Origin of the sequence: Sphingobium sp. (genome assembly GCF_048594625.1) — a bacterium.
Lineage (GTDB): Bacteria > Pseudomonadota > Alphaproteobacteria > Sphingomonadales > Sphingomonadaceae > Sphingobium.
The window spans coordinates 33478-60153 of the sequence record NZ_JBMDWL010000072.1 but is presented as its reverse complement, the minus strand read 5'-3'; the positions used below and the strand labels follow the sequence as shown (position 1 = coordinate 60153).

General features: G+C 64.9%; 30 protein-coding genes. 13 read left to right on the top strand and 17 right to left on the bottom strand.

Annotation, left to right across the window (positions count from 1 at the left end):
- Positions 1 to 260: 260 nt before the first annotated feature.
- Entirely contained in the window at positions 261 to 386 is a 126-nt protein-coding gene (gene ykgO / locus ACOJSJ_RS08965; RefSeq protein ID WP_420144633.1) for a type B 50S ribosomal protein L36, read from the bottom strand.
- A 221-nt stretch (positions 387 to 607) separates the two neighbouring features.
- Between ykgO and ACOJSJ_RS08960 the strand changes: the two genes are divergently transcribed.
- Together ACOJSJ_RS08960 and ACOJSJ_RS08955 are read left to right on the top strand one after the other, a co-directional pair.
- Positions 608 to 1240, top strand: a complete 633-nt coding sequence (locus ACOJSJ_RS08960; RefSeq protein ID WP_420144632.1) for a DUF4136 domain-containing protein — start codon at positions 608 to 610, stop codon at positions 1238 to 1240.
- Positions 1237 to 2370, top strand: a complete 1134-nt coding sequence (locus ACOJSJ_RS08955; protein WP_420144631.1) for a M14 family metallopeptidase — start codon at positions 1237 to 1239, stop codon at positions 2368 to 2370. The genes ACOJSJ_RS08960 and ACOJSJ_RS08955 overlap by 4 nt, the downstream gene beginning before the upstream one ends.
- Positions 2371 to 2458: 88 nt before the next feature.
- On the opposite strand, the gene ACOJSJ_RS08950 is transcribed toward ACOJSJ_RS08955, so the two are convergent.
- Positions 2459 to 2737, bottom strand: coding sequence for a DUF2218 domain-containing protein (locus ACOJSJ_RS08950; protein WP_420144630.1), 279 nt, complete (start codon positions 2735 to 2737; stop codon positions 2459 to 2461).
- 4 nt (positions 2738 to 2741) lie between these two features.
- The gene (locus tag ACOJSJ_RS08945) at positions 2742 to 3413 is read right to left on the bottom strand and encodes a PadR family transcriptional regulator (RefSeq protein ID WP_420144629.1); all 672 of its coding nucleotides are present in this window, start codon (positions 3411 to 3413) and stop codon (positions 2742 to 2744) included.
- A 406-nt stretch (positions 3414 to 3819) separates the two neighbouring features.
- Here ACOJSJ_RS08945 and ACOJSJ_RS08940 point away from each other — a divergent pair, with 406 nt between their 5' ends.
- The gene (locus tag ACOJSJ_RS08940; protein ID WP_420144628.1) at positions 3820 to 4710 is read left to right on the top strand and encodes a tyrosine recombinase XerC; all 891 of its coding nucleotides are present in this window, start codon (positions 3820 to 3822) and stop codon (positions 4708 to 4710) included.
- Between the two features lie 148 nt (positions 4711 to 4858).
- Complete coding sequence (locus ACOJSJ_RS08935; RefSeq protein ID WP_420144627.1) at positions 4859 to 5155, top strand: hypothetical protein; 297 nt, start codon at positions 4859 to 4861, stop codon at positions 5153 to 5155.
- A 15-nt stretch (positions 5156 to 5170) separates the two neighbouring features.
- Here ACOJSJ_RS08935 and ACOJSJ_RS08930 read toward each other — a convergent pair whose 3' ends face one another.
- The 4 genes from ACOJSJ_RS08930 to rsmI all read right to left on the bottom strand — a co-directional run bounded on the left by ACOJSJ_RS08930 (position 5171) and on the right by rsmI (position 8183).
- Positions 5171 to 5770 carry a DedA family protein gene (locus ACOJSJ_RS08930; RefSeq protein WP_420144626.1) on the bottom strand — a complete coding sequence of 200 codons (600 nt, stop codon included), beginning with the start codon at positions 5768 to 5770 and terminating at the stop codon, positions 5171 to 5173.
- Between the two features lie 123 nt (positions 5771 to 5893).
- Positions 5894 to 6868, bottom strand: a complete 975-nt coding sequence (gshB, locus tag ACOJSJ_RS08925) for a glutathione synthase (protein WP_420144625.1) — start codon at positions 6866 to 6868, stop codon at positions 5894 to 5896.
- 122 nt (positions 6869 to 6990) lie between these two features.
- On the bottom strand, positions 6991 to 7344 hold the full coding sequence (locus tag ACOJSJ_RS08920; protein WP_420144624.1) for a YraN family protein: 354 nt from the start codon (positions 7342 to 7344) through the stop codon (positions 6991 to 6993).
- On the bottom strand, positions 7341 to 8183 hold the full coding sequence (gene rsmI / locus ACOJSJ_RS08915; RefSeq protein WP_420144623.1) for a 16S rRNA (cytidine(1402)-2'-O)-methyltransferase: 843 nt from the start codon (positions 8181 to 8183) through the stop codon (positions 7341 to 7343). The genes ACOJSJ_RS08920 and rsmI overlap by 4 nt, the downstream gene beginning before the upstream one ends.
- Positions 8184 to 8227: 44 nt before the next feature.
- Between rsmI and ACOJSJ_RS08910 the strand changes: the two genes are divergently transcribed.
- Positions 8228 to 9400: a penicillin-binding protein activator gene (locus ACOJSJ_RS08910; RefSeq protein WP_420144622.1), complete on the top strand. Its 1173-nt coding sequence runs from the start codon at positions 8228 to 8230 to the stop codon at positions 9398 to 9400.
- Positions 9401 to 9419: 19 nt separating this feature from the next.
- Positions 9420 to 9971: a molybdenum cofactor guanylyltransferase gene (gene mobA, locus ACOJSJ_RS08905; protein ID WP_420144637.1), complete on the top strand. Its 552-nt coding sequence runs from the start codon at positions 9420 to 9422 to the stop codon at positions 9969 to 9971.
- A gap of 245 nt (positions 9972 to 10216) precedes the next feature.
- On the opposite strand, the gene ACOJSJ_RS08900 is transcribed toward mobA, so the two are convergent.
- From ACOJSJ_RS08900 to ACOJSJ_RS08890, 3 genes are all read right to left on the bottom strand, one after another.
- Entirely contained in the window at positions 10217 to 10525 is a 309-nt protein-coding gene (locus ACOJSJ_RS08900; protein ID WP_420144621.1) for a hypothetical protein, read from the bottom strand.
- Positions 10526 to 10549: 24 nt separating this feature from the next.
- Positions 10550 to 10702: a hypothetical protein gene (locus ACOJSJ_RS08895; protein ID WP_420144620.1), complete on the bottom strand. Its 153-nt coding sequence runs from the start codon at positions 10700 to 10702 to the stop codon at positions 10550 to 10552.
- Positions 10703 to 10779: 77 nt separating this feature from the next.
- Positions 10780 to 10998 carry a hypothetical protein gene (locus ACOJSJ_RS08890; RefSeq protein ID WP_420144619.1) on the bottom strand — a complete coding sequence of 73 codons (219 nt, stop codon included), beginning with the start codon at positions 10996 to 10998 and terminating at the stop codon, positions 10780 to 10782.
- Between ACOJSJ_RS08890 and ACOJSJ_RS08885 the strand changes: the two genes are divergently transcribed.
- Positions 10985 to 11230 carry a hypothetical protein gene (locus tag ACOJSJ_RS08885; RefSeq protein ID WP_420144618.1) on the top strand — a complete coding sequence of 82 codons (246 nt, stop codon included), beginning with the start codon at positions 10985 to 10987 and terminating at the stop codon, positions 11228 to 11230. The genes ACOJSJ_RS08890 and ACOJSJ_RS08885 overlap by 14 nt on opposite strands.
- Before the next feature lie 116 nt (positions 11231 to 11346).
- On the opposite strand, the gene ACOJSJ_RS08880 is transcribed toward ACOJSJ_RS08885, so the two are convergent.
- Genes ACOJSJ_RS08880 through ACOJSJ_RS08870 form a run of 3 tightly spaced genes read right to left on the bottom strand, consistent with a single transcriptional unit; the run spans position 11347 to position 15560 of the window.
- Positions 11347 to 12873, bottom strand: a complete 1527-nt coding sequence (locus ACOJSJ_RS08880) for a DHA2 family efflux MFS transporter permease subunit (protein WP_420144617.1) — start codon at positions 12871 to 12873, stop codon at positions 11347 to 11349.
- A gap of 31 nt (positions 12874 to 12904) precedes the next feature.
- Positions 12905 to 14053, bottom strand: a complete 1149-nt coding sequence (locus tag ACOJSJ_RS08875; RefSeq protein ID WP_420144616.1) for an EmrA/EmrK family multidrug efflux transporter periplasmic adaptor subunit — start codon at positions 14051 to 14053, stop codon at positions 12905 to 12907.
- Entirely contained in the window at positions 14046 to 15560 is a 1515-nt protein-coding gene (locus ACOJSJ_RS08870; RefSeq protein ID WP_420144615.1) for an efflux transporter outer membrane subunit, read from the bottom strand. The genes ACOJSJ_RS08875 and ACOJSJ_RS08870 overlap by 8 nt, the downstream gene beginning before the upstream one ends.
- 89 nt (positions 15561 to 15649) lie before the next feature.
- Here ACOJSJ_RS08870 and ACOJSJ_RS08865 point away from each other — a divergent pair, with 89 nt between their 5' ends.
- Both ACOJSJ_RS08865 and ACOJSJ_RS08860 read left to right on the top strand, forming a co-directional pair.
- Positions 15650 to 16294, top strand: coding sequence for a TetR/AcrR family transcriptional regulator C-terminal domain-containing protein (locus ACOJSJ_RS08865; RefSeq protein WP_420144614.1), 645 nt, complete (start codon positions 15650 to 15652; stop codon positions 16292 to 16294).
- A 101-nt stretch (positions 16295 to 16395) separates the two neighbouring features.
- The gene (locus ACOJSJ_RS08860) at positions 16396 to 17016 is read left to right on the top strand and encodes a response regulator transcription factor (RefSeq protein WP_420144613.1); all 621 of its coding nucleotides are present in this window, start codon (positions 16396 to 16398) and stop codon (positions 17014 to 17016) included.
- Here ACOJSJ_RS08860 and ACOJSJ_RS08855 read toward each other — a convergent pair.
- The 4 genes from ACOJSJ_RS08855 to argH are packed head-to-tail and all read right to left on the bottom strand — an operon-like array spanning position 17013 to position 20692.
- A complete protein-coding gene (locus ACOJSJ_RS08855) occupies positions 17013 to 17762 on the bottom strand; it encodes a precorrin-2 dehydrogenase/sirohydrochlorin ferrochelatase family protein (protein ID WP_420144612.1) in 750 nt (249 codons plus the stop codon). The two genes, ACOJSJ_RS08860 and ACOJSJ_RS08855, sit on opposite strands and share 4 nt — an antisense overlap.
- A complete protein-coding gene (lysA, locus tag ACOJSJ_RS08850; protein WP_420144611.1) occupies positions 17762 to 19039 on the bottom strand; it encodes a diaminopimelate decarboxylase in 1278 nt (425 codons plus the stop codon). Before lysA ends, ACOJSJ_RS08855 begins: the two co-directional genes overlap by 1 nt.
- 19 nt (positions 19040 to 19058) lie before the next feature.
- Positions 19059 to 19319: a hypothetical protein gene (locus tag ACOJSJ_RS08845; protein WP_420144636.1), complete on the bottom strand. Its 261-nt coding sequence runs from the start codon at positions 19317 to 19319 to the stop codon at positions 19059 to 19061.
- 5 nt (positions 19320 to 19324) lie between these two features.
- Positions 19325 to 20692: an argininosuccinate lyase gene (gene argH / locus ACOJSJ_RS08840; RefSeq protein ID WP_420144635.1), complete on the bottom strand. Its 1368-nt coding sequence runs from the start codon at positions 20690 to 20692 to the stop codon at positions 19325 to 19327.
- A gap of 43 nt (positions 20693 to 20735) precedes the next feature.
- On the opposite strand from argH, the gene ACOJSJ_RS08835 reads away from it, so the two are divergent.
- The 4 genes from ACOJSJ_RS08835 to ACOJSJ_RS08820 all read left to right on the top strand — a co-directional run bounded on the left by ACOJSJ_RS08835 (position 20736) and on the right by ACOJSJ_RS08820 (position 26665).
- Positions 20736 to 21332 (top strand): TlpA family protein disulfide reductase, encoded by a 597-nt coding sequence (locus ACOJSJ_RS08835; RefSeq protein ID WP_420144610.1) that lies wholly within the window; start codon positions 20736 to 20738, stop codon positions 21330 to 21332.
- Positions 21333 to 21583: 251 nt separating this feature from the next.
- Positions 21584 to 24199 (top strand): TonB-dependent receptor plug domain-containing protein, encoded by a 2616-nt coding sequence (locus ACOJSJ_RS08830; protein ID WP_420144609.1) that lies wholly within the window; start codon positions 21584 to 21586, stop codon positions 24197 to 24199.
- Between the two features lie 73 nt (positions 24200 to 24272).
- Positions 24273 to 25409 carry an aminotransferase class I/II-fold pyridoxal phosphate-dependent enzyme gene (locus tag ACOJSJ_RS08825; RefSeq protein WP_420144608.1) on the top strand — a complete coding sequence of 379 codons (1137 nt, stop codon included), beginning with the start codon at positions 24273 to 24275 and terminating at the stop codon, positions 25407 to 25409.
- Positions 25406 to 26665 (top strand): aminotransferase class V-fold PLP-dependent enzyme, encoded by a 1260-nt coding sequence (locus ACOJSJ_RS08820; protein WP_420144607.1) that lies wholly within the window; start codon positions 25406 to 25408, stop codon positions 26663 to 26665. The genes ACOJSJ_RS08825 and ACOJSJ_RS08820 overlap by 4 nt, the downstream gene beginning before the upstream one ends.
- Positions 26666 to 26676: the final 11 nt, after the last annotated feature.

The window sequence follows — 26676 nt, the reverse complement described above, 5'->3', positions numbered from 1 at the left end:
CCAACGTGCTGCACGTCGCCGCCGTACGCGGGGACGAGCTGACCGGCCGCGACTGACGGCCGGCGCATCGGTTCCGGGCATGGCGGGGCATTTCCCTGCCATGCCCGGAACCGGCGATAACCGGTCAGGCATGATCGGGCGAATCACCCGAATCGGTCGGAAGACCGGCAGGCCATGCAAACGCGGAAAGGCGCCCGATCATCCGACCGGGCGCCTTTCGCGCATATCAAGACCCGCGCCCGAAGGCGCGGCGCCTGCTGTTAGCCCTGACGAGCCTTGACGCGACGGGTGGTCTTGTTGATGACATAGGTACGGCCGCGGCGACGGATCACGCGGTTGTCCCGGTGGCGTCCCTTGAGCGACTTGAGCGAGTTGCGGATCTTCATGGCTATGGGCCTTTGGTGAATCTGAAATATGTTCGAAAATTCGAAGCGCTGCCCCTATGGGTGGCACGGATGAAAGTCAAGGGCGCAGGCCCTTCTTTTGACTCCGTTCATCCTTCATGCAGCAAGTTCATGGCTTCACGCGTTGGAGGGGATTATGCCCCCGGCACCGTCCTTTCCCATGATGCCGCTTAATAGAGTGATGCCCGTCGGAGTTGAAATGCATGTCGAAGCGTCTTTTCCTTCTCACCGCCATTGCCCTGCCCCTTGGCGGCCTGTCCCTCAGCGCCTGCGCCACCGCCGCGCCGCGCGTGGAAGTAACGCGATTCCATGCGGGCAATCCAGCCCGGTCGGGCAGCATCGCGGTGGAGGAAATGCCCGGCAATCCGGACATCAGCCTTGAATTTCGCACCTATGCCAATGCCGTGTCGCAGGAATTTCAACGCGTGGGCTTCACCGGCGCGGGCGACGGCGCGCAGAGCGACTATGTCGCGCTGGTCAGCTTCAGCCGCAGCTTCCGCCCATCGGGCGTCGACCGCAGCAGCGACAAGCCGGTCAGCGTCGGCGTGGGCGGCGGGTTCGGCAGCGGCGGCGGGCGGCGGGGCGGCAGCTTCGGCGGCCTTGGCCTGGGCGTCGGCATCAACCTGTCGGGCAAGCCCAAGGACATCGTGACGACGCAGCTGCATATCCAGCTGCGCCGCCGGTCCGATTCGACCGCCATCTGGGAAGGCCGCGCATCGACGGAGGCGAAACAGGGTTCGGACGCCGCTCAACCCGCCGCCGCGGCTCAGAAACTGGCCGCCGCGCTGATCGGGGGCTATCCCGGTGAATCGGGCCGCACTATAACCGTCAAATGAGCATCAGCATTTCCAGCGGCTTTGACAGCGGCAATATTCGCACCCTTTCCATCACCGAATCGACCGACGGCGCCATCACCGCCGATCTGGAGATCGTGACCGATCATCAGAGCGATTTTTACCAGTGGTTCCATTTCCGGGTCGCCAATGCGGCGGGCCGGGCGGTGGAGCTGCGAATCGTCAACGGCGCGGGGTCGGCCTATCCCGACGGCTGGCCGGGCTATAGCGCGCGTGTCAGCGAAGATCGCGAAAACTGGCTGCTGGCCGACACCAGCTATGCCGACGGCACGCTGACCATCCGGCTGGAACCCGACAGCAACGCCCTGTGGGTTGCCTATTTCGCGCCCTATTCGATGGAACGGCATCATGACCTGATCGCATGGGCCGCCACCCAGCCCGGCGTCGCGCATCGCGAACTGGGCCTGACGCTGGATGGCCAGCCGATGGACCTGCTGACCATTGGCGAAGGCCCGAAACAGGTGTGGCTCTATGCCCGCCAGCATCCGGGCGAATCGATGGCGGAGTGGTGGATGGAAGGCGCGCTGGAGCGGCTGACGGACGAAGAAGACGCTGTCGCCCGCCTGTTGCGGCAAAAGGCGACGATCCACCTCGTCCCCAATATGAACCCGGACGGCAGCCGTCGCGGCCACCTGCGCACCAATGCTGCGGGCGTGAACCTGAACCGCGAATGGCATGAACCCACGGCCGAACGCAGCCCCGAAGTGCTGATGGTGCGGGGCGCCATGGACGAAACAGGCGTCGTTTTCGCGTTGGACGTGCATGGCGACGAAGCGATCGCCGCCGTGTTCATCGCCGGGTTCGACGGCATCCCGTCGATCACGGAAAAACAGAGCCGACTCTACCACCGCTATCGCGACACGCTGGCCATCCGCACGCCCGATTTCCAGACGCGCCTTGGCTATCCGGTCGCCGCGCCGGGCCGGGCGAACCTGTCCATGTCCACCAATCAGGTGGCGGAACGGTTCGGCGCGGTGGCGATGACGCTGGAAATGCCGTTCAAGGATAATGACGACCTGCCCGACGCCGATTTCGGCTGGTCGCCCGCCCGATCCATCCAGCTGGCCAAGGATTGCCTGGCCGTGCTGGCGGAAATGATCGACGACATCTAAGCCCCCTCCGTTCGTTTCGAGCCTGTCGAGAAACGAGAAGCGCAATTATATCCGCTTCTCGACTGCACTCAAAGCGAACGGATATGGTTTACTGCCAGTCGAACGGCAGCGGCGCTTCGCGAAAGGCGAAGCGGTCGAGATGATCGGCAACCACCTGCTTGAAGCGTTCGATGTCGGCGTCGGCATGGGGTTCCAGCACAACAATCAACGCTTCGGGGGTCGCACGCATGCGGATCGGCCCCATGGGAAAGGCGATGTCGCCCTTTTCCGGGCTGAAATCCGTATCGAATTTATGGCTCCAATGTTTGCAAAGCTGCTGAAGATAGCGGCTGGCGTGGGTGGTCGGCACGGTGGCGGTCAGCGTCATGGGATTACAGCCTTTCGATTTTGGCGACGGCGTCGTCGATCAGGGCGGCGATGTCCAACAGGGTCTGGTCATCCGCCCCTTCCTTTTCAAGGCGTTGCTGGACCGCGAAGCGCAGATTATGCATCGCGCGGCGCACCGGCCCGCCATCCATGCGCTGCGCCTTGTGCGCCAGATGCGACAGCCGCTCCATCGCCATGTCCAGCGCTTCCTTGCGCTCCGCCATCTGCGCCAGCCCGGCATCGGTGATGGCGAAACGCTTGCGGCTACCCTCACCCGGCTGTTCGGCGATCAGTTCCATGTCCGACAGCAGGGTCAGCGTGGGGTAAACGACGCCGGGGCTGGGCGCATAGGCTTCGGCCGACAGCGCCTCGATCGCGCGGATCAGTTCATAGCCATGGCGCGGTTCGTCCGCGATCAGCTTCAGCAGGATCAGGCGCAGCGCGTCATTGTCGAACAGCCGGCGACGTCCGCCGCCGCGTCCGCCACGGCCACCCCAGCCGCCGCCATGCCCGCCGCCGCCGCGCATGCCGTCATCATCGAACGGGTCGCCGCCGAAATGCCCGCCCCGGCCAAAGCCGTGCGGATGGGCGAAATGGCCGGGGCGATGCCCGTGACCCTGATGGGGATGATGATGGCCGCCATGGCCTCCGCGAAATTTATCGGAAAATCGCATCATTTGCTCTTTCATATATGTCATGATGTTTTGCGATATATCTTAAAAATCACCAACGTCAAGATTTAAGATATATCTTTCTACATCTTTGAGAAATGGTGCGGCCCGCAGAGCGACCAGATCCGAGAGTCCATACCCGGTTCCCGCCGCATGACATCCCAACGTAGATCGAAACCATGGTCAATGGCGCGCCGCCATCGCGACTATCCCAACTCGCATCAGGATAACGACAGGAGACAGCCGGATCGCCCGCCACATTGTCCTACCCGTCGCCTGTCTGCTAACCTTTCCCCATGCCCGTCGCGCGCCCCGCCCTGCCCCTACTTTGTTTGCAACAATATGTCCCGACCACGCACCAAAATGTCTCATTCAGCGGGAAATGTGCGAAGTTAAGCCCGGCCGTTCCGACATGAACGCTGCCCTGATCGAAAGCTGGCGTCATCATCTAGCGCTCGACCGGCGACGTTCGACCCATACGGTGCGCGCCTATGTCGCCACGGCGGAACGGCTGATCGCCTTTCTGGAAGGGCATCGCGGCGGCACGATCACCGCCGCCATGCTGGGCGCGCTTGACCAGTCCGACCTGCGCGCTTTCCTGACCCATCGGCGGATGGACGGCATCGGCAACCTGTCCGCCGCCCGCGAACTGTCGGCCCTGCGCGGTTTCCTGAAGTTCGTGGGGGGCGAGGACGCCCGCGTGCCACAGATCAGGGGACCGCGTGTGAAGCGCGGCCTCCCCCGCCCCATCTCCCCCGACGAAGCCGTCGCGCTGGCCGCCGACATTGCCGAAACCGCGCGGGAAGGCTGGATCGGCGCGCGCGACTGGGCGGTGCTGCTGCTGCTCTATGGCGCGGGCCTGCGCATTGGGGAGGCGATGGGCCTGATGGGCGACGTCCTGCCGCTGGGCGACACGCTGCGCGTGACCGGCAAACGGAACAAGACCCGCATCGTGCCCCTGTTGCCACAGGTGCGACAGGCGATCGAAACCTATGTCGATCAATGCCCCCATCCCCAGTCGCGCGACGAACCGCTGTTCCGTGGCGCGCGGGGCGGCCCGCTGTCCGCCGCGCTCATCCGCCGCGCGGTGCAGGGCGCGCGCGGGCGGCTCGGCCTGTCGGACCGCACCACCCCCCACGCCCTGCGCCACAGTTTCGCGACCCATCTGCTGGGGCGGGGCGCGGACCTGCGCAGCCTTCAGGAACTGCTGGGCCATGCCAGCCTGTCGTCGACGCAGGTCTATACCCAGGTCGATGCCGCCCATCTGCTCGACATCTATCGCACCGCTCACCCCCGCGCGTAGCGCCTGTTGAAGTCGGCTGGCACAGCCAACTTCAACAGGCAACGGCGTGCAACAGACGAAAAGAACAGGAACGCCAAAGGGCCATCAAAAGGCCGCAATCGCACGACAGCTTCGCCCCATCCCCGCGACCTTCGGAAGGTGGTGCACGATGATGCTGCGTCTGATGATGGCCCTGCAAAGCGTAAGCGCCGGGGCGGGCGACATCCCCGCCGATTTCGACCTGAAAAAAGTGAAGCCTGCGCCCGACGCCAATGCCATCGTCGTCACCGGCCGTCGTCAGAGCCAACGGGTGGAGCGCGCACCGCTCAACACCGAACCCCCGCTCGGCCGGGCGGAGTTCGGCCTGTTTGGTCAGGCGAAGGGCAATGTCCATGTCGAAAGCCGCAGCTTTGGCAACGGCACCACGTCCCAGCGGCTGATGGTGGGCGTAAAGGTGCCCTTCTGAGCCGTCGTCAGGCCGTCAGCCCTTGGGCCGCCATGTCGCCAGCCGCCACAGATATATGATCACCGCCCCGACGACACAGGCCGTCGCCGCCGGTCCGACATAGGCGTCGATGTCGTGGAAATTCTGGCCCAGCACATAACCCGCATAGGCCAGCAACACATTCCAGATGAACGCCCCGCCGGTGGTCCATAGCAGGAAGCGGACATGCCCCATGCGGAACAGCCCGGCGGGCAGGGAAATCATCGTGCGGAATGCGGGCATGAACCGGAAGACGAAGACGACGATCTGCCCATATTTGCCGAACAACCGGTCCAGCGCCTCGACATCGCGCCATTCCAGCGTGGCCCAGCGGCCATAGCGGTCCACCAGCGGCCTCAGTCGGTGAAAGCCCAATATATGGCCGACCAGATACCAGAAATAATTGCCGATGGTGGTCCCGATGGTGCCCGCCAGCAGCAGCCATTCCATCTCCATCCGCCCCTGCCCGACGCGGATGCCGCCAATGCCCATGATCAGTTCGGATGGGATTGGCGGAAAGACGTTTTCGAGGATCATCAGGACGAAAATGCCCCAATACCCGCCCGCATCGATCAGGCGGAGCACCCAGTCTGTCATCGCCCCGCCCCGTAACATCGTACTCCTGCGAAAGCAGGAGCGCAGTTCGGATTGGGGGACGGGTTCGGGTGGAAGGACTGGGCACCTGCTTTCGCAGGAGCACGGCAGGAAGACGACATGACCTTACGCCACGGCCCGCTGCGCCAGCCGCGCGTCGATCGCGTCCCAGATCAGGCCGCCCGTGTCGGTGCCGTCGAACGCATCGATCGATACGATCCCGGTCGGCGACGTCACGTTGATTTCGGTCAGCCATTCCCCGCCGATCACGTCGATTCCCACGAACAACAGGCCGCGCGCCTTGAGTTCCGGCCCCAGCGCGGCGCAGATTTCGCGTTCCCTGTCGGTCAGTTCGGTCTTGGCCGCCGATCCGCCGACCGCCAGGTTCGACCGGATTTCACCCTTGCCGGGGATACGATTGACCGCGCCCGCGACTTCGCCGTCGATCAGCACGATCCGCTTGTCGCCTTCCGCGACGCCGGGGATGAACGCCTGCACCATGAAGGGTTCGACCCATGACGCGTTGAACAGTTCCACCAGCGACGACAGGTTCGCGCCATTGGCGCCGACATGGAACACCGCCACGCCGCCATTGCCGTAAAGCGGCTTCACGACGATTTCGCCATGCTTGGCCAGAAACGCGCGCACCTGCGCCAGATCGCGGGTGATCATCGTGGGCGGCATGAAGCGCGCATAATCCAGCACGAACAGCTTTTCGGGCGCATTACGGACGCTGGCGGGATCATTCACCACCAGCGTTTCGGCCTGCACCCGCTCCAGCAGATGCGTCGCGGTGATGTAGCTGAGGTCGAAGGGCGGATCCTGCCGCATCCACACGACATCCACGTCACGGCCCAGATCCAGCATCTCCGGCTCTCCGAAGGCGAAATGGTCGCCCGCAACCTTCTGCACCTTCACCGGCCGCGCCTTCGCCAGCACCCGCCCGTCGGCCAGGGTCAGGTCGGGCGCCAGATAATGATAGAGCCTGTGCCCCCGCGCCTGCGCCGCCAGCATGATGTGGAACGTCGAATCGCCCCCGATCTTGATGCCTTCCATCGGGTCCATCTGCATCGCGACGGTCAGGGGGTTGAGCTGCGTCATCGAAAAAACCTTCCACTTGCAACAGCCGTTCGCTTCGAGCGCAGTCGAGAAGCGGCCAGCGCCGTACTTCTCGTTTCTCGACTACGCTCGAAACGAACGGATATGGATCGCTGGGCGGGCGATCACCCCCCATGCCAGACATTGGCCAGATGGCGCGGCGCGCGGCCCGGCGCAAGGAGGATGACGTCGATTCGCATGTCGTCGCCCGCTTTTGCGATATCGTGCCACAATATCTCCGCCGCCGCCGCGACCCGCGCCAGCCTGCGTTCATCGATGGCAAGGTCCAGCTCCGCTGCGCTGCCCCGCGCCTTCACCTCGACAAAGGCAATCATCGATCCCCGCCGTGCGACCAGATCGACCTCGCCCGCGGGCGTGCGCATCCGCCGCCCGATTATCTGCCAGCCTTTCAGGCGCAGCCACCAGGCGGCAATGCGTTCGGCCTGCCGCCCGCGCTTTTCCGCCTGTTGTTTCTTCACCCCCTGAGTTCCATCGCCCGGTCATACAGCGTCCGACGGTCCAGCCCCAGCTTCTTCGCCACTTCCCCCGCCGCCTTGGACACCGGCAGCCGCGCCATCGCCTCCAGCAAGGCCGCGTCCGCATCCTCGGCGCTGGCGGGTGGCGCTTCGCCGGGCGGGCCGACGATGACGACGATCTCCCCCTTGGGCGGGGCATCGGCATAGCGGGCGGACAGTTCGCTCAAAGTCCCCGTCGCCGTTTCCTCGAACGCCTTGCTGATCTCCCGGCTGACCGCTGCTTCCCGGTCGCCCAGATGCGAGACCATCGACGCCAGACTGTCCGACAGGCGCGGCCCGCTTTCGTAAAAGACCAATGTAGCGCGCAGCGCCGCCACCTCGTCCAGCGCATCGCCCCGCGCCTTCGCCTTGGATGGCAGGAAGCCCATGAACAGGAAGCGATCGGTCGGCAGGCCCGATAAAGTCAGCGCCGCAATCGCCGCGCTTGGCCCCGGCAGCGTCGTCACCTTCCGCCCGGCCGCCCGCGCATCGCGCACTAGATTATACCCCGGATCGGAAATCAGCGGCGTCCCCGCGTCCGACAGCAGAGCGACCGATTCGCTCGCCATCCGGTCGATCAGCCTTTGCCGCACATTTTCGGCGCTGTGATCATGATAGGGGACCATCGGCCGGTCGGACCCCGCATGGCGCAGCAGCCGTGCGCTCACCCGTGTATCTTCCACGGCGATCACATCGGCCAGACGAAGTACCTCCGCCCCGCGCGGCGTAAGGTCACCAAGGTTGCCGATCGGCCCAGCAACGATATAAAGCCCGGGTTCAAGCCCTGAAGGTTCAGTTTCCATAAGGACGCCAGATGACAGAGACGGATGCCCCCCGGCAAGCAAACATGTTCGCCGCAGTGAAAAGGGGCGCGCGGATCGCCTGCATGGGCGCGGCCCTGTTCCTGGCTGCCTGTCAGTCGATCGTGCCCAAGGGGCCTGTCCCCACCACGCCCACCGGCCCGGCCCAGCCGACCGGTCCCGAAGTGGTGCAGGGCCTGCCCACCGACACGGCGCGCCATCGCGTCGCGCTGCTGGTGCCGATGAGCGGGACCAATGCGGGCGTGGGCCAGTCCATCGCCAACGCCACCACGCTGGCACTGCTGGATACGAAGACCGACCGGGTGCGCATCACCACCTATGACACCGCGCTGGGCGCGGCGGCGGCGGTGAACAAGGCGCTGGCCGACGGCAACCGCCTGATCCTTGGCCCGCTGCTGGCCGAAGATGCGCGCATCATCGGCCCCATCGCAGCGCGCGCGAACGTGCCGGTCATCAGCTTTTCCAACGATGCCAGCATCGCGGGCAGCGGCGTTTACGCCATGGGATATAACCCCGCCCAGTCGATCGAACGCGTGGTCGTTTATGCCAAGGCACAGGGCCTGACCCGATTTGGCGCGCTGGTGCCGCGCGGCATCTATGGCGAACGGGCGGGCAATGCGATGCTGCGCGCGGTCGAACAGGCGGGCGGCACGGTCGTGTCGATGCAGACGTTCGATCGTTCGGCGACGTCGATCACCGCTGCGGTCAAGAAATTGCAGGCATCGTCCAGCTATGACGCGCTGCTGATCGCCGACAGCGGCAGGGTCGCCATTCAGGTCGCGCCGATCGTGCGGAAAAATGGCGGGGCGACGGCCCGGCTGCTGGGCACCGAACTCTGGAACACCGACACATCGCTCGCCGCCAGTCCCGTATTGCGCGGCGCATGGTTCGCCAGCGTCTCGGACACGCTCTATCGCCAGCTCGTCACCAAATATCGCGCCCGTTACGGCAGCGCGCCCTTCCGCCTGTCCTCGCTCGGCTATGATTCGGTTCTGCTGACCGTACGCATCGCGCAGGACTGGAAGCCCGGATCGCCCTTCCCCGCCGCGCGGCTGCGCGACGCGGGCGGCTTTTCCGGCATCGACGGCGCATTCCGCTTCAACCGGGCGGGCGTGGCGGAACGCGCGCTGGAAGTGTCGGCGATCGGCGCGGGCACCTTCGACATCGTCGATCCCGCGCCGCGCAGCTTTGGCAACTAACATCGCGGCGCCCACGCGCATGCAGGGGATCGGCAGAATATTGGGCGCGGTGCTGGCCGGGGGGCGATCGTCCCGTTTCGGCACCGACAAGGCGCTGGCCCGCCTGACGGACGGCCGCATGCTGATCGATCATGTGACGGCCAGCCTGTCCCCCCATGTGGCGGCGCTCGTCATCTGCGGGCGCAGCGGCGGCCTGGCCGATCGGCCCCGACCCGACATGGGGCCGCTGGGCGGCCTCAACGCCGCGCTTCATCATGCGCTGGCCCATGGCTTTGCAGGGGTGCTGACCACCGGGTGCGACATGCCGGTCTATCCCGAAGCCCTGCCCGCCGCGCTGATCGGGCCGGACGCCGCCATCGTGCAGGATCAGCCATTGCTCGGCTGGTGGCCCGCATCTCTGGCGCCCGACCTCGACACGCATCTCGATTGTCAGGACGACCGGTCGATCCGCCGCTGGGCCATCGCCATCGGCGCGCGCCTGATCACCCTCCGCAATCTGGACTTGGCCAATCTGGACCTGCCCAACATCAACCGGCCCGAAGATCTTGCCGCATGGGACAGGCCCGCCTGACCGGTTCAGCCCCGCGCCGTGCGAACCGCGCATAGCGTCGACAGGGCGAGCGCAGGCACCGCCACCACCGCAATCGCGCGCAGCAACTGTCCGCCCAGCATCAGGTCGGCCAAGGCGCCCGCCGCCAGCGGCCCGATGGCGCAGGAGATCGCGACGACGAAGCCCCATACCGCAAAGCCGCGCGCGCAGGCTGGCGAGCGTCAGATCCTGCAACATGGTGGGCACCAGTGCGTTGGCGATACAGGTCAGGAACAGGAAGGTCGCCACCGCCAGCAGCGCGCGGTCGACATCCCCACCGTCATCAGCGCCATGGCGCAGGGGATCGCGGCGCAGGCACTGATCCCCATGATGACCGGCCGCGCCGCCGGGCCGAAGCGCCGTTGCAACAGGCGGTCGAGGAACCCCGCCACCGGCAGGCAACCGATGGTCGTCAACAGCGTGACGATGCCCAGCACATGGCCGATCACGCCGATGCCCGCGCCGAACCGCCGCTCCAGCGCCATGGCGATCAACGGATTGAGCGCCTGCACCGTGACCATCAGGCTGCCCGCCATGCCGACGAACAGGCCAACCGCGCGCTATCTTTCGCGCAGGAACGCCAGCAGCGACGCCGACATCGGCCGGTCGTCGCTGATGATCCCGCGCGGCGGGTCCAGCGTCGCCAGCGCGCCCAGCGTCAACGGCACCGCCGCCAGTGACAGCAGAAGGACCGCCTTGCGCCACGCGTCCATGTCCTGCGGGATCGCCCATTACGCGGGCCCGACGATGGCGTCGCGGAAATAGAAGCCCGCACTCCCTCCTGCCGCCATCAGTGTGCCAGATCGGGGATCATCGAATAGACGATGGGAGTCATCGCGAATTCGGTCACGCCTGACGCCGCCCGGCCGATGAAGAAGGGCGGGAAATTGGGCACCAGCGCGCTCAGCACCATCAACAGGCCCGATCCCACGATCAGGCCGATCAGCACGATCTTGCGCGACAGGCGGTCTGACGGGCGGGCGATGGGCACGGCGATGGCGCTGGCCACCGATCCCCCGCAGCCCCTGAAGAGCGCCGATGGTCGCGTCACTCACCTGAAAACCAGTCTGGATCGCGGACAGCAGGATCGCCTGCAATCCCCTGCGCTCATCTACAGGCCCGCCGTCACCCTCAGAAAGGCGATAGTGAACAACGCGCGGGGCGACCAGTCACCCTTGCCGATAATCAATGCGTCGCCCGTTGCGGCTGGAGCCAAGGCGACGAGGCCATTCCCCACCTAATCACTTGCAATAGCGCAGCAGGAGCATGGATTGCCGGGGGAAATCCATGATTTTCGTGATGCAGGCGGCCGGACGGCACTCCCCCGCCCGCCTGCCAGTTCGCCCTGGCGATCCCGTCAGTGGGCGGCGGAGGTATCCACCGCGCCGCGCGGCTTGGGCGCGATCCACACGATCACCGCGGCGGCGAACAGAATGACCGCCGACAGGAAGAAAACATGGTCCACCGCCAGCACGATCGCTTCCTGCTCCACGATGTTCGAAATGACCTGCCGCGCCTGTTCCGCCGACATGCCCATGCCGGACAGCAGCGACTGGGTCTGGTCGGGTTGCAGCACGCTCGCCATGTCGTTGCGCGATACGCGCTGGCTGTCGCCCCAGCTGGTCAGCACCAGCGACGTCGCGATCGCCGTCGCCATCGTCCGCACGAAATTCTGAAGGCCCGCCGCCGACGCCGTTTCTTCCGGCCGCACCGACCCCAGCGTCAGCGTGGTCAGCGGAATGAAGAAGAAGGGCAGCGCGAAACCCTGCACGAATTGCGGGATGATCATCGTCCCGAAATCGACGCCGCTGGTCCAGTGCGCACGCACCAGCGACATGATGCCGATCCACGCCACCGCGCCCGAAATCATCAGCCGGACATCGACCCGCGATATGAGCGCGCCCGCGATCGGCGCGGTGAACAGCGCCGCCATGGCTGTCATCGCCGTCACGATCCCCGCCCATGTCGCGGTATAGCCCATCGACATCTGCAACCATTGCGGGATGACGACGATACTGGCGAAATAGGAACCGAAACATAGCGACATGGTGAACAGGCCGGAACTGAAGCCGACATGGCGGAATACGCGCAGGTCGACGACCGGATGTTCCTCCGTCAATTCCCATATGACGAAGACGATGAAGCCGATCGCGGCCATAAGCGCCAGCCCGACGATCATCGGGTCGGCGAACCAGTCATGGTCGCGCCCGATGTCCAGCATGATCTGAAGACAGCCGATCCAGAATATCAGCAGGAACAGGCCGACCCGATCGATGGGCACGTTGGACGTTTCGGTTTCCACCGGCCGCAACAGCGCCTGCGCCGCCAGAATGCATACCAGCGCGATCGGCAGGTTGATGAAGAATATCCAGTGCCAGCTCCAGTTGTCGCTAATGTACCCGCCGATGATCGGGCCGAACGCCGGCCCCAGCAGGGTCGTCATCGCCCACATGCCCATCGCCCGCCCACGCGTTTCGGGGGGGAAGATGCGCATCAGCAACGTCTGCGACATGGGCATGATCGGCCCGCCGCAAATCCCCTGCCCGATGCGACATGCGACCAGCATGCCCAGCGTCGACGACAGGCCGCACAGCACCGAAAAAATGCCGAAACCGATCATCGCCATGGTGAACATGCGCACGACGCCGAACCGTTGCGCCAGCCACCCGGTCAGCGGCACGCAGATCGCCTCCGCCACCGCATAGGATGTGATGATCCATGTGCCCTGATCGGGCGAAATGCCCAGATTCCCGGCAATGTGCGGCACCGACACATTGGCGATGGTCAGGTCCAGCACTACCATGAAATTGCTCATGGCCAGCACCAGCCCCGCCAGCGTCCGGCTGCGCGGGGACAGGCGGGAAAAAATATCGTCGCCGCTCATCGCCGGGATGTTCCTGTCAAATATTGGCCTATTACTTGTCGGAAAGGTCGATCTCGACGTCCATGGACAGGCCCACGCGCAACGGATGCGCCGCCAGTTCCTTGGGGTCAAGCGCGATGCGCAGCGGCAGGCGCTGTACCACCTTGATCCAGTTGCCCGTCGCATTCTGGGCCGGGATCAGCGACATGGATGCGCCGGTGCCGCCCGAAAAGCCGACGACCTTGCCATGATAGACGACGTCGCCGCCATAAAGGTCCGACGTCACGGTGGCGGGCATGCCCACACGCACGTCGCGCAGCTGCCGTTCCTTGAAATTGGCGTCGACATAGACCTGCGACAGCGGGACGATGGTCATGATCGGCGTGCCCTGCGTCACGCGCTGACCGACCTGCACCTGCCGCTTGGTGATGACGCCGTCGATGGGCGCGCGGATAATGCTGCGGTCCAGGTTCAGGCGCGCCGTATCCAGCTTCGCCTGCGCCGCCATCACCGCCGGGTCGGTATCGACCGTCGATCCGCGGACCAGCGCGTCATTGGCTTCCAGCTGGCCGGTGGCCGCATTGCGGGTGGCCTGCGCCGTCGCCACGCCCGCGCGCGCCAGCTCCAGCGCGGCCTTCGCCGACGCATAGGCCTTGCGCGCGCCAGTCACTTCATCGCCCGACACCGCGCCGTCATTCACCAGCGCCTCGCGCCGTTGCAGGTCGACCCGCGCCTTGTCGAAATCGGCCTGCGCGCTCATCATCTGGGCGCGCGCCTGCACGATGTCGGCGCCACGCGCCGTCACCTGCGCCGACAGCGACGTGCTGGTCGCGCTGGTCTGGCGGAAACGACGCTTGGCTTCGGCCAGATCGGCTTGCGCCTGCGCCACGGCGATCCTCGCGTCGGTCGGGTCCAGCTTCACCAATATGTCGCCGCGCTTCACCGCTTGCGTGTCGCTGACCAGCACTTCGACGGCCTGCGCCGACATCAGCGGGGTCACTTGCGCCAGCTCGGCGTTCACATAGGCATTGTCGGTGGCGACATGATTGCGCCCGACCAGCAGATACCAGCCGCCCCAGATCAGGCCGCCGACCACGACGGCCAGCCCCAGCCGGATCAGCCATGTCTTGCGCGCAGACTGGCGGGCGTCCTGCTGCGCATCAGTGTCCGTTGCGGTATTTTCGGGCGTGGCGTCAGCCATTGGGGCGATCCTTGGACTGGAAGTCGCTGGCGGCAAAACCGCCGCCCAGCGCACGGATGAGGGCAATATCGGTGGAAAAGGCGCTCGCCTCCAGCCCCGCGAGGGACTGGCGCGCGGCCAGCAGCTGGTCTTCGACGTTCAACACGTCGAGATAGGTGGACAGGCCGCCCTTGTAGCGTTTCTGCGCGATCGTATAGGCATCTTGCGACGCCGCGACAGCCGCGCGCGCATCGGTCAGGCGCTGGTCCAGCGTCCGGCGGGTGGTGACCGCGTCGGCCACTTCGCGATAGGCGGCCAGCACCGTCCTGTCATAGCTGGCGACCGCTTCGTCATAGGTGGCGCGGGCGCCGCGATACTGGCCCTGCAACGCGCCGCCGTGGAAAATCGGCAGGCTGATCGCCGGACCGACGCTGCCGAACAGCGAATCCTTGTCGAACAGGCTGTTGGTAAAGGGCTTGGCCGATCCGCTGCCCGACGTGCCGTTGAAGATGGTTTCGTAACCCAGCGACTGCATGCCGACCATGGCGCTCAGGCGCAGGGCGGGGAAGAAATCGGCGCGGGCGACCTTGATCCGCTTGGCCGCCGCTTCGGTGCGGGCAAGCGCGGCGGCGATGTCCGGGCGGCGGGCCACCAGATTGGTGGTGACGTCGGCGGGCAGGCCCAGCGGCGCGATCGCCCCGACCTTTGGCCGCGCGATCGACAGGCCGCGATCGGGCCCGGCGCCGATCAGGGCCGCGATCTGATGCTGGCGCAGTTCGATCGCCATCCTCGCCCCGGCCAGTTGCGCGCGGGCCGACGATACGGTGGCGTCCGTCTGCCGCACGCTGCCGCGCGTTTCCAGCCCGTTGGTGCGACGATCGGCGACCAGTTTCTGACTGGCCAGACGAATGTCCAGCGTCCGCTGCGCAATGTCCGCCTCATCATGCAGGCGGGCAAGGTCGGCATAGGCGTCGGCGATGGCGGTGGTCAGCGCCAGCCGCGCCTGCTGTGCATCGATTTCCGCCGCGCGCGCCTGCGATGTGGCGGCAGCCAGCGCCGCCTTGTTCCGACCCCAAAGGTCGAGGTCAAACCCCAGATCCAGCGCCACGCGCCCAGTGCCCAGCCATCCCTGCGGCACGAAGTTGGACGGCATGCCCATATTATAGCTTTGCTTGGTTGCGGCGGCGCTGGCTTCGCCGTCCAACGTCGGCAGCAGGGCTGCGCCTGCCTGCTGCGCCGCGCCGGCGGCCTGACGGAAGCGCGCGCTGGCGGCGGCGACATCGGGGGATGCGCGCAGCCCTTCGGCGATCAGTGCGTCCAGCTGCGGATCGCCATAGGCGCGCCACCAGCCGTCACCGGGCCATGCGATCGGGGCAGCCGCCAGGCTATGTTCCGCCGCCACGCTGGCGGGCGCGCGGATTTCGGGCTTCGTACCCAGATCGGGCACAGCCGCGCAGGCGGCCAGCAGCATCAGGGATGTGGCCGTTCCTCCCGTGCGGGCGGCCATGGCAATGCGACTCACGGACATATCTAACCGTACCATCTAGTATGAAAATCGCCCTTGCGCCCGGCGCAAAGCCTTGTCAACAGAAATAGCGTACTCTATGGTACGATTTCATGACAACGCAGGACAGCCCCCCGATTCCCAGCAAGAGGGAAGCACGCAAACAGGATCGCCGCGACGCCATCCTGACGGTGGCGCAGGATTATTTTCTGGAACATGGCTTTGCAGGCACGACGATGTCGGGCATCGCGGCCAAGCTGGGTGGGTCCAAGGGCACCTTGTGGAGCCATTTTCCGTCGAAAGAGGCGTTGTTTGCTGCCGTGCTGGACCGTGCGGCCAAGGCGTATCGCGCCCGCCTGTCGCAACTACTCGACCCCGACGGCCCGCTGGAACAGACGCTGCGCACCGCGTGCCGCAGCCTCGTTGAAAAGGTGACGTCCAGCGAAGCAGGCGCGCTCCATCGCCTGATCATTTCAGAAGGACGCCGCTTTCCGCAACTCGGCCAGATCTTCTTCGACCTTGCGCCACAAAATACCCGGCTGCTGTTGGCCGAATTCCTGAAAGGCGCGATGGAACGCGGACAGATTCGTCCAGCCGACCCCATCGATGCGGCGCGCGCACTAATGGCGCTGTGCATGTCCGGCTGTCACCAGCAGATGCTGATCGGGCGCCTCGATCGCCCCGTCCCGCAGGACATTGCCGCCGACGCGGATTTTGCGGTCGACATTTTCCTTCGGGCCTACGCCTCCCCTGCCTGACCGCCCCGAACATGAAATTCATCGCGGATGACGGCCATTAACCATTTCTTCGGAGGCAAAATCCTATCCTGGATTAACCATGACCGGGAAAGTGGGACCATATGTCGATTTTCAAGCGCAACCGCATCCGTCAGGACGAACGCGACGCTGCTATCGACACCCGGCATCAGCGTCGGCTGCGCCTGTTGCTGATCGATGAGGATATGACCGCCCGTGCCGTTATCGCCCGCCGCCTGTCGCACCTCAATTACGACGTCATGCTGGCCGAACATGGCTTCGCGGCGCTCAATCTGCTGGTCACCCGTCCGGTCGACATCATCCTGATCGACATGGGCATCACCATGCTGCCCCCCATCACCACCATGCAAAAGATCCGCGCGTCCAATCTGGCGGGCACGGCCTGTTTCGTGATGATCGCCGGGCGGTTGGACAGCCAGTCGGTGATCGGGGCGCTGGATGCGGGCGCCGACGACCATGTGGTCAAACCATTCGATTTCGACATACTCGACGCGCGCCTGCGCCACCTGTGCCAGCGCGCCGAACAGATGGGGACGCTCACCCGCCACAATGCCGAACTGGACGCCCGCATCGCCCGCCGCGCGGTGGAACTGGGCGAAACCCGCGATGCGCTGCGCGAAATGCAGCTGGACCGCGCCCGGCTCGTTTCGTCTATTCAGGCGTTGCATGACGAGGTCGAACGGCTGCAGGCCGCGCGCGTCTAAACTGTTATCCAGACGATCAGCCCGTCACCCCTGTCCCGTGGTGGCCCGTCGGCCGCCACTCTGACCGCATCGGCCCGTGCCCGGTCGAGAATCGCGTCCGGCACGTCGGCAGCGTGAAAAACCCGGTCCGCCATCGCCAGCATCCGCGCATCGCGCAACGTCAGGTCGTCGGGATCGGCGGACCGCAGGCGCAGCACATATACTTCGCCACTGGCCGCGTCCGTTGCCTTCGCCAGCCAAGCCTGCACATCGGGATCGCCCCCCAACGGATCGATCGCACCGCCGGGGGCCAGCGCGTTCCCGATGGCCCGCCGCCGTGCGCCCGCATCGGTCCATATTCGCCGCACATCGCCCCGCGCCGCAAACAGCGCCCGCGCCAGATCGCCCAAATGCCCCGGCAGCAAAGCCTCCAGCCGTTGTCGCAGCGCCGCCGCCAGCCCGGCCGACGCACCACCCGTACCGATGGCGATCAGCACCGGATCGCGATCCACGATGGCGGGCAGCGTGAAGTCGCACAACGCAGGCCGGTCGGTCGCGTTGACCAGTACGCCGCGCGCCTTCAGCCGGGCGACCATGGCTTCATCCCCGTCCGCCACGATGGCAATCCGCGCATCCATGTCGCCATCGCCCACCACGATCGCCCCGGCGCGTTCCAGCAGGCGACGCTTGGCGTCCGCCGCCTCACCCGCGCCGGTCAGGATCACCGGCCTACCCGTCAATGCCAGAAAGACGGGCAGGCTCTGCATCAGTTGCCCGTTCCCTTTGCGATCCAGTCGGGGATGATGTCCGCGTCGATCAGCGCCTGTACCGGCGGCCGTTCGCGCACCACCGCCCATTTGTCGCCCGACACCAGCACTTCGGGGGTCAGCGGGCGGCTGTTATAGGTGCCCGCCATGGTTGCGCCATAGGCGCCCGCAGTCATGAAGGCGACCAGATCGCCCGCCTGCACCACATCCATGTCCCGGTGCATGGCGAATGTATCGCCCGTCTCGCACACCGGCCCCACAACATTGGCGGTTTCGCGCGCGCCAGCAGGCTTTACCGCGCGAATGTCATGCCATGCGTCATACAAGCTGGGCCGCATCAGGTCGTTCATCGCGGCGTCGACGATGACGAAGGGCGCCTGCGCACCCTGCTTCACCCGCACCACCCGCGACACCAGCGCGCCTGCATTGCCCACGATGACGCGCCCCGGTTCGAACATCAGCCGTACCGGCCATCCCTGCGTCACGCGGCACACCATCGCGCCATAATCGGCGGGACTGGGCGGCAAAGGCTGTGATGGATCATAGGGTACGCCAAGGCCGCCACCCAGATCGGCGGTGCGAATGTCATGCCCCGCCGCATGCAGCGCCTCTATCAACACGCCGACCTTGGCAAAGGCGGCCTCCAGCGGGGAGAGGTCGGTCAGCTGGCTGCCGATGTGGACGGCCACGCCCTGCACGTCGAGGCCCGACAGATCTCGCGCCGCGGCATAGCTTTCCAGCGCCCGGTCATAGGGGATGCCGAACTTGTTTTCCGACTTGCCGGTCGAAATCTTGGCATGGGTGCCCGCATCGACATCGGGATTGATTCGATAGGCGACGGGCGCGCGCCTGCCCATCGACAGTGCGACCTCCGACAGCATCTCCGCTTCCGGTTCGCTTTCCAGATTGAACTGGTAAATGCCCTGTTCCAGCGCCAGCCGCATTTCATCGGCAGTCTTGCCCACGCCGGAAAAGACGATGCGGCTGGCCGGAATACCCGCCGCGATGGCGCGCAGCAGTTCGCCACCCGACACCACGTCCGCGCCAAGGCCCAGCTTCGCCAGCGTCGCCAGCACCGCGCCATTGGGATTGGCCTTGACCGCAAAGGCGATCAGCGGATTGTCGAGCGCGCTCAGCCCTTCGCGAAACACGCTGACATGGCGTTCCAGCGTCGCGGTGGAATAGATATAGACGGGCGTCCCGACCGCATCGGCGATGCTGTCGATCGGCACCTGCTCCACCTGCATAGCGCCGTTCACATAATCAAAATGGTCCAATGTCGGTCCTTAAATTATCTTATTTCGGCTGCTTTTCAGGCGGCAGGTCGAACGGGTCGTCGCCGCGCTGGCGCGACTGGGTCAGCAATTCCACATTGCGTTCGGGTCGCGCCTGAATGGACGGCTGGATGAGGTCGGCCGCCGTCGGTGCGGTCGCCGCGCCCACGGGCACGGCGGGCAGTTTCTGCCCCTCGACCGGTTTCAGCGGCTGTCGCCCGCCGCACCCGCTCAGCGCCAGCGCCATCAGCCCCATCCCGGCAAGCGTCCGCCCGATCCGCATGGCCTTCATCCCAGCTGTTCCTTCGCTTCTGCTATGCGCGCGCGTACCTGATCCGGTGCGGTGCCGCCATGGCTGCGGCGGCCGGCGACCGATGCGTCCACGGTCAGCACGGCATAGATGCGATCGTCGATCCGCGCGTCGATGTCCTTCAGTGTGTCGAGCGGCAGCTGGTCCAGCGGCACGCCCGCCGCCTCCGCCGCCGCCACCACGCGCCCGGTGATATGATGCGCCTCGCGGAACGGGATGCCCCCTTCGCGCACGAGCCAGTCGGCTAGGTCCGTCGCTGTCGCAAAGCCGCTTTCGGCCAGGCCCCGCATCCGGTCGGTGCGGAACGTGACCGTTTCGATCATCCCGGTCATCGCCGCGATCGACAGCGCCAGCAGGTCATGCGCTTCGAACACCGGCGGCTTGTCGTCCTGCATATCCTTGGAATAGGCGAGCGGCAGGCCCTTCATCGTCACGCAAAGCGCGTTCATGCAGCCCATGATCCGCCCGGCATGGCCGCGCACCAGTTCGGCGGCGTCGGGATTGCGCTTCTGCGGCATGATGGAGCTGCCGGTGGAATAGGCGTCGGGCAGCTTCACGAAGCCGAAGGGCTGGCTCGCCCAGATGATGAATTCTTCGGCCAGCCGCGACAAATGGAGCGACGCCTGCGTCGCCGCCATCAGATAATCGAGCGCGAAGTCGCGGTCCGACACGCTGTCCAGACTATTGTCGGTGGGCTTGGCAAAGCCCAGCGCCGCCGCCGTCATGTGCCGGTCGGTGGGGAAGCCCGTTCCGGCCAGCGCCGCCGCGCCCAGCGGACATTCGTTCGCCCGCACGCGTGCATCGGCAAAGCGGCTGCGGTCGCGCCGCACCATTTCATAATAGGCCATCAGATGATGGCCCAGCGTCACCGGCTGCGCCGATTGCAGATGGGTAAAGCCTGGCATGACCGCATCGGCATGTTCCTCCGCCCGCACCACCAGCGCGCGCTGAAGGCCCATCAGGCCCGATTCCACTTCGTCGATGGCATCGCGCACCCACAGGCGGAAATCGGTCGCGACCTGATCGTTGCGGCTGCGCGCCGTGTGCAGGCGGCCTGCCGCTGGGCCGATCAGCTGCGCCAGCCGCGACTCCGTGACCATGTGGATGTCTTCCAAATCCAGATCGACCGGCACGCCATTGGCTTCATATTCCGCCGCGATCGTGTCGAGCCCCGCCGAAATCGCGTCCGCATCCGCCTGCGAAACGATGCCTTGCTTCGCCAGCATCGCGACATGCGCCTTGGACCCGGCAATATCCTGTTTCCACAGCCGCTTGTCGAAGGGGATGGAGGCATTTATCTCACGCATGATCGATGCCGGGCCGGCGGCGAACCGTCCACCCCACATGCTGTTGGAGCCTTTGCCCATGCTGTCTTCGTCGCGCGCGCTAATGATACTGCTCCTGCCTGTCGCTCTGGCGGCCTGCGATAGGCAATCGCGGCCTCAGGAGCAAGCCAATGCCGCCGCCTCTAGCGAGGTTCCCACAACGTCCGGCGAAGCGACCGGTCCCGCATCGGCCAAGGACGACGCGTTCGACTATCGCCTCGACCGCAGCAAGGCAGGCGCGGCGGCACCCGACTTCGCATTCCTTGATCCCGACGGCGGGGAAAAGACGCTCAGGGATTTTGCCGGCAAGCCGATCATCGTCAACCTGTGGGCCACATGGTGCGCGCCCTGCGTGGCGGAAATGCCCACGCTCGACCGGATCGCCGCGACCTATGGACCAAAGGGCCTCGCCGTGCTCACCATTTCACAGGATAATCAGGGGCTGAAGGCCGCCAAGCCCTTCTTCGACAGACATCCCCTTCCCCATCTCAAGGCATGGGCCGATCCGGAAAACCAGCTTGGTTTCCATTATGCCACGGGACAGCTGCCCACGACCATCATCTATGATGCGCAGGGCAAGGAAATGGTCCGCGTCATCGGCGCGATGGATTGGGAAGGCGCAGAGGCGAAGGCCCTGATCGACGCCGCTATACAAAGCTGAATGATAGCGGAAACACCCAAGACGAACGAAGATAAAAAATCCGCCATGGCAAATAAAATCGGGGTAAATTTTTTTAAGAAAAATATATTATCATATTTATTTTTCGTATTGCCAGTCACCATCAAACCAATGCAGAAAAAATCCAGAAATATTGCAGATTTGATGCATTTTTTTGCACTGCAATAGAGGGTTTGATCCGGCCATCCGTCGTCCCTTCATGTCATCCATAATGAATAATTCAGGGGGCATGAATGACGCGACTTTCCGCACTCAAACTTTCTCTTATCATGGCTTCGTCCTGGTCGGCCTGCGCACTGGCACAGGAAGCGCCGCAGGAACCGCAAACCGATGACGGCGCCGCCATCATCGTCACCGGCACCCGCGCCGTCGGCATCACCGCCGCCGACGCCGCCGCACCGGTTCAGGTACTGAGCGAAGAAGCGATCAGCCATGTTGGCCAGCCCAACATGAATCAGGTGCTGACCCAGATCGTGCCAAGCTTCACGGCCCAGACGCAGGGCACCGACATGTCGAGCTTCTCGCTGTCGGCCCGTCTGCGTGGCCTGTCGCCCAACCACACACTGGTTCTGGTCAACGGCAAGCGTCGCCATGGTAACGGCATCCTTCAGGTGCTCGGCGCCTTCTCCGGATCGGCCGCGCCCAGCATCGACCTGGTTCCGCCAGACGCCATCGCCCGCGTCGAAGTGCTTCAAGAAGGCGCCGCCGCCGTGTACGGCACCGACGCCATCGCCGGGGTTCTCAACTTCATCCTGAAGGACAATAGCGAAGGAGGCAGCCTGAAGTTCACGGGCGGCCAATATTATAACAGCGAAGGCGAAATGTTCTCCGCTTCGGGCAACTTCGGCATGAAGCTGGGCGAAGACGGCTACCTCAACATGACGCTGTTCCATCGCCGTCAGGATTATACTACGGTCGGCAAGGGCCAGGTGCAGGTCACCCGCCCGGACGGCACCCTGCAACCCAACGCGCCCGCCCAATGGTCGAACCTAGCCGGCGACGCGCTGGCCAACATAAACGGTGGGCAGCCCAAATCGACGCTGAACGTCGGTTTCTTCAACGCCGGTTATGATTTTGGCGGCGTCGAAGTTTATGCGTTCGGCGACTATGCCCGCCGCGAAGGCTGGGCGAAGCAAGGTTATCGTCACCCCAAGCGCATCTGTAACGAAACGGGGAATCTGGGCGGCGCGGTGACCAACGCAGCCTATAACCCCAACATCTGCTACAGCGACACCGGCATCGTCGGCATGGTTCCGCTCCAGCATGTGATCGAAGACGAATATAGCCTGACCTTCGGCGCCAAGGGCGAATTTGCTGGCGACTGGAATTACGACATCAGCGGCACCTATGGGTACCAGAAGAACGAAATCTGGACCGACAAGTCGGCGCACCGCGAAGTGTGGCAGGAAAGCTATCAGAATTATCTGCGGACCGGCATCGGTGTACCCAACACGCCCGACAAGGCCTACGACGGTGGCTTCCGCCTGAGCCAGACCACCATCACCGCCGACATCCGCAAGGAATTCGACGCGGGCATGGCCAGCCCGATCACGCTGGCCTTCGGTGGCGAATATCGCAAGGACATGTATGAAATCGTCCAGGGCGATTTCTATTCGACTTACAAAACCGGCGTTCAGTCCTTCCCCGGCTACAAATCGACCGACGCGGGTCGTTTCACGCGTAGTTCGAAGGCAGGCTATATCAACCTGATCGTCGAACCGGTCGATGGCTGGAGCGTCGATCTCGCGGGCCGTTACGAAGATTATACCGATTTCGGCGACACGCTGATCGGCAAGATCACGACCCGCTACGACTTCTCGGACGCTTTCGCGATCCGCGGTACGGCCTCCACCGGCTTCCGCGCACCGACGCTGGCCGAACAAAATTATTCGACCATCAACGTCGGCCCCACCAGCGCCGTCGCCCAGCTGCCGGCCGGCACCCCTGCCGCCCGCCTGCTCGGCTTCGAAGCTCTGGGTCCGGAAAAGTCGAAGAACTTCTCGGCCGGTTTCGTCTTCCGTCCGGTGCCCAAACTCGCGATCACGGCCGACGGCTATTATATCAAGATCAAGGATCGCATCACCGCCACCGCATCGCGTAACGCGGTTCAGGGCGGCGTGGTCCAGCCGGGTGCGGCCGCGATCTTCGACGCTCTGGCTGCGGCGGGCATCGTGCTCGACACCGCGCTTCAGACCGTGGGCGTACAGAGCTTCACCAACGGCATCGACACCCGCACCTGGGGTATCGACGTTTCGGCCAGCTACCCTGTCGCGCTTGATTTCGGCACGTTGAACCTGTCGCTGACCGGCAACTACAACAAGACGAAGATCACCAACAACAAGGTCGGCTATCCGCTGTTCAACGCGGCATCGGAAAGCAACATCGAAGATTCGACGCCGGATTATAAGGTGGTCGCCGCTGCTCTGTTCAAGAGTGGCAAGTTCGCCCTGAACCTGCGCGAAACCTTCTATGGCAAGACCAGCATGCTGGTCCGTCCGGGCATCAGCGGCACCGCTGTCATCCCGACCGGCGGCTTCCTGATCGCCGACGGCGCGGTGGTGAACGGCGTCAATGCCAATCAGCTCTATTTCAATGGCGTGGTGAAGGCGACCGCCATCACCGACCTCGAAGCGAGCTATGACTTCACCGACAATATGAGCGTGTCGCTGGGTGCGAACAACCTGTTCAACAAACGCCCCGAAGTGCCCAAGATGTTGCAGGGCGTGACCGTACCCGTGGGCATTTCGCCCTATGAAAACGGGGCCGGGGCCTATGGCGCTTATTATGGCCATGGCCCCTACGGCACGGCAGGCGGCTATTACTACGCCCGTATCGACTTCAAATTCTGATCCGAAGTCATCATGGAGGGGCCGGTCCGCAAGGACCGGCCCCTTTCCGTTTGGAACAAGGGGGACATCGACCATGACAAACCTGTCGCGCCGCATGCTGATCAACGCCACGCTGGTCGCCGCCGGTGCGGCCAGCGCCACGCTTGCCCCCTCGCCCGCCGTTGCGCAGCGCGGACGCAAAGTCGCCCTGCCCGACGATCCGGCAGCCATGGTCGCGACGCTGACCGACGCCGTCTACATCAACAGCAACGAACATCCCGATGGCCCCGCCGCCGCCGCCATCGCCGCGCTGGCAAAGCTGCCGTCCCTGTCGGGCCGCTATGGCATGGCCTTCGCCGCCAAGCTGGAAAGCCTGTTCGCCCGCCAGAACGGCCTTGCCCCCGATCAGGTGCAGGTCCACCCCGGTTCCTTCATGCCGCTGCGTTCGGTGGCGCTGACCTACAGCAGCCCGGACCGCCCCATCGCCTATTTCGAACCGACCTTCGATCAGGGGTTTCTGGGCCTTGGCAATGAAAGCATCACCCGCTCGGTCGCCGTGCCGCTATCGGGCGATTTCGCCGCCGATCCGCGCAGGCTGCTCGCCGCCGCGCCCGATGCCGGCGTCTATTATCTCTGCAATCCCAATAATCCGACCGGCCTGACCACGGCCCGCGCCGACATCGAATGGCTGCTCACCAACAAGCCCAAGAGCAGCATCCTGCTGATCGACGAGGCCTATATTCATTTCAGCGACGCGCAAAGCTGCCTCGACCTCGTCGCAAAAGGCGCGGACCTGCTGGTCACCCGCACCTTCTCCAAAATCTACGGCCTTGCGGGCCTGCGCTGCGGATTCATCGCAGGGCGCAAGGATCTGCTGGACGGCATGGCTCGCTATGGCGTCAACATCACGCCCATGCCCGCCGTGATCGCGGCGGAGGCCAGCCTGCTTGATCCCGCGCTCCTGCCCGAACGCAAGGCGGAAAACAGGGCGATCCGCGACGACCTGACCGCATGGTGCCGGGCAAAAGGGCTGCGCACCCTGCCCAGCGAGGCCAGTTTCATGATGATCCATGTCGGCCGCCCCGGCGCAGACGTTACCGCCGCGCTGGCGAAGGACGGCATCTTCATCGGCGGCCCGCGCAAACATATGGACGACTGGGTCCGCGTATCGATGGGGACGGCACAGGAAATGCAGGCGTTCAAGGTCGCGCTGCTGAAAGCGCTGGCATGACGCTCAACCGGCGGCAGGCGCTGGGCGCGGCCATCGCCTTGCCCGTCGCGTCGCAAGCGGCCAAGGCAGCGACGCCTCCGCCCAGCCTGCCCGACCGGCGCAGCTTCGCCGCCACGCCCATTGCCTATCTCGACAGCGCGTCGACCCATCCGATCAGCCTTGGCGCACGCGCCGCGATGGACGCCTATGTCGCGGGCCGCACGCTTGATCCCGCCGCCACCGCGCGCAGGCCGGTCGACCGCGCCGCCACCATCGCCAAATTCGCCCGCCTCGTAAATGCGGACCCGGACGAAGTGACATGGGTCCAGTCCACCACCATGGGCGAACAGGCGGTGCTGCGCGCGCTCGGCTTCCCCCATAAAAGCGGCCGCATCGTTACCGACACGCTGCATTTCTACGCCGGTTTCCCCATGTATCGCGAACTGGGCAAGCAGCGCGTGGACGTCGCCTGGGTACAGGCGCGCGACGGCCGCATCATGATGGAGGATATGGCAAAGGCGATCACGCCCGGCACGCGCCTCGTCAGCCTCTCACTCGTTTCCACCTATAACGGCTTCCATCATGACCTGAAGGCGGTGTGCGACATTGCCCATGCCGCGGGCGCGCTGGTCTATGCCGACATCATCCATGCGGCGGGCGCGGTGCCGGTGGACCTGCACGGCAGCGGCGTCGATTTCGCCGCCTGCGCCACCTACAAATGGCTGATGGGCGATTTCGGCCTTGGCTTCCTCTATGCCCGGCGCGGCGTGCTGGACGCGCTGCCGCTCGCGGATTTCGGCTATTATGGCTTTGCCGCCCCCGGCGCGCCGCCCGGCATCGGCCTGTCGCCGCCGCAAACCCATGTCTATCCGATGGACGCCCCCGGCAACGAACCGGTCAGCTATGCCATCCGCCCCGGCGCGATCGGCCATTTCGGCACCGGCACCTATGCCCAATCAGTGATCGCGGCGATCGACCACAGCCTCGATTATATCGGCGCGCTGACCGTCCCCGTGATCAACCAGCATGCACAATCGTTGATCGCCCCCTTGCGGGAGGGGCTGAGCGACAGGGGCTACAGGATCATCACCCCGCCGGGAACGACGACGCCGCTGCTGACCGCCCTGTTGCCCGACGCAAAGACCCGGCTGACCGATCCGCTGGCAAAGGCGCAGGTCCGCATTTCGCTGCACGATCATCATTTCCGCATCGCGCCGTCGGTTTTCAACGATATGAACGATGTCAACCGCCTGCTCGCCGCCCTGCCGCGCGCCTGATTTTGGGGAGA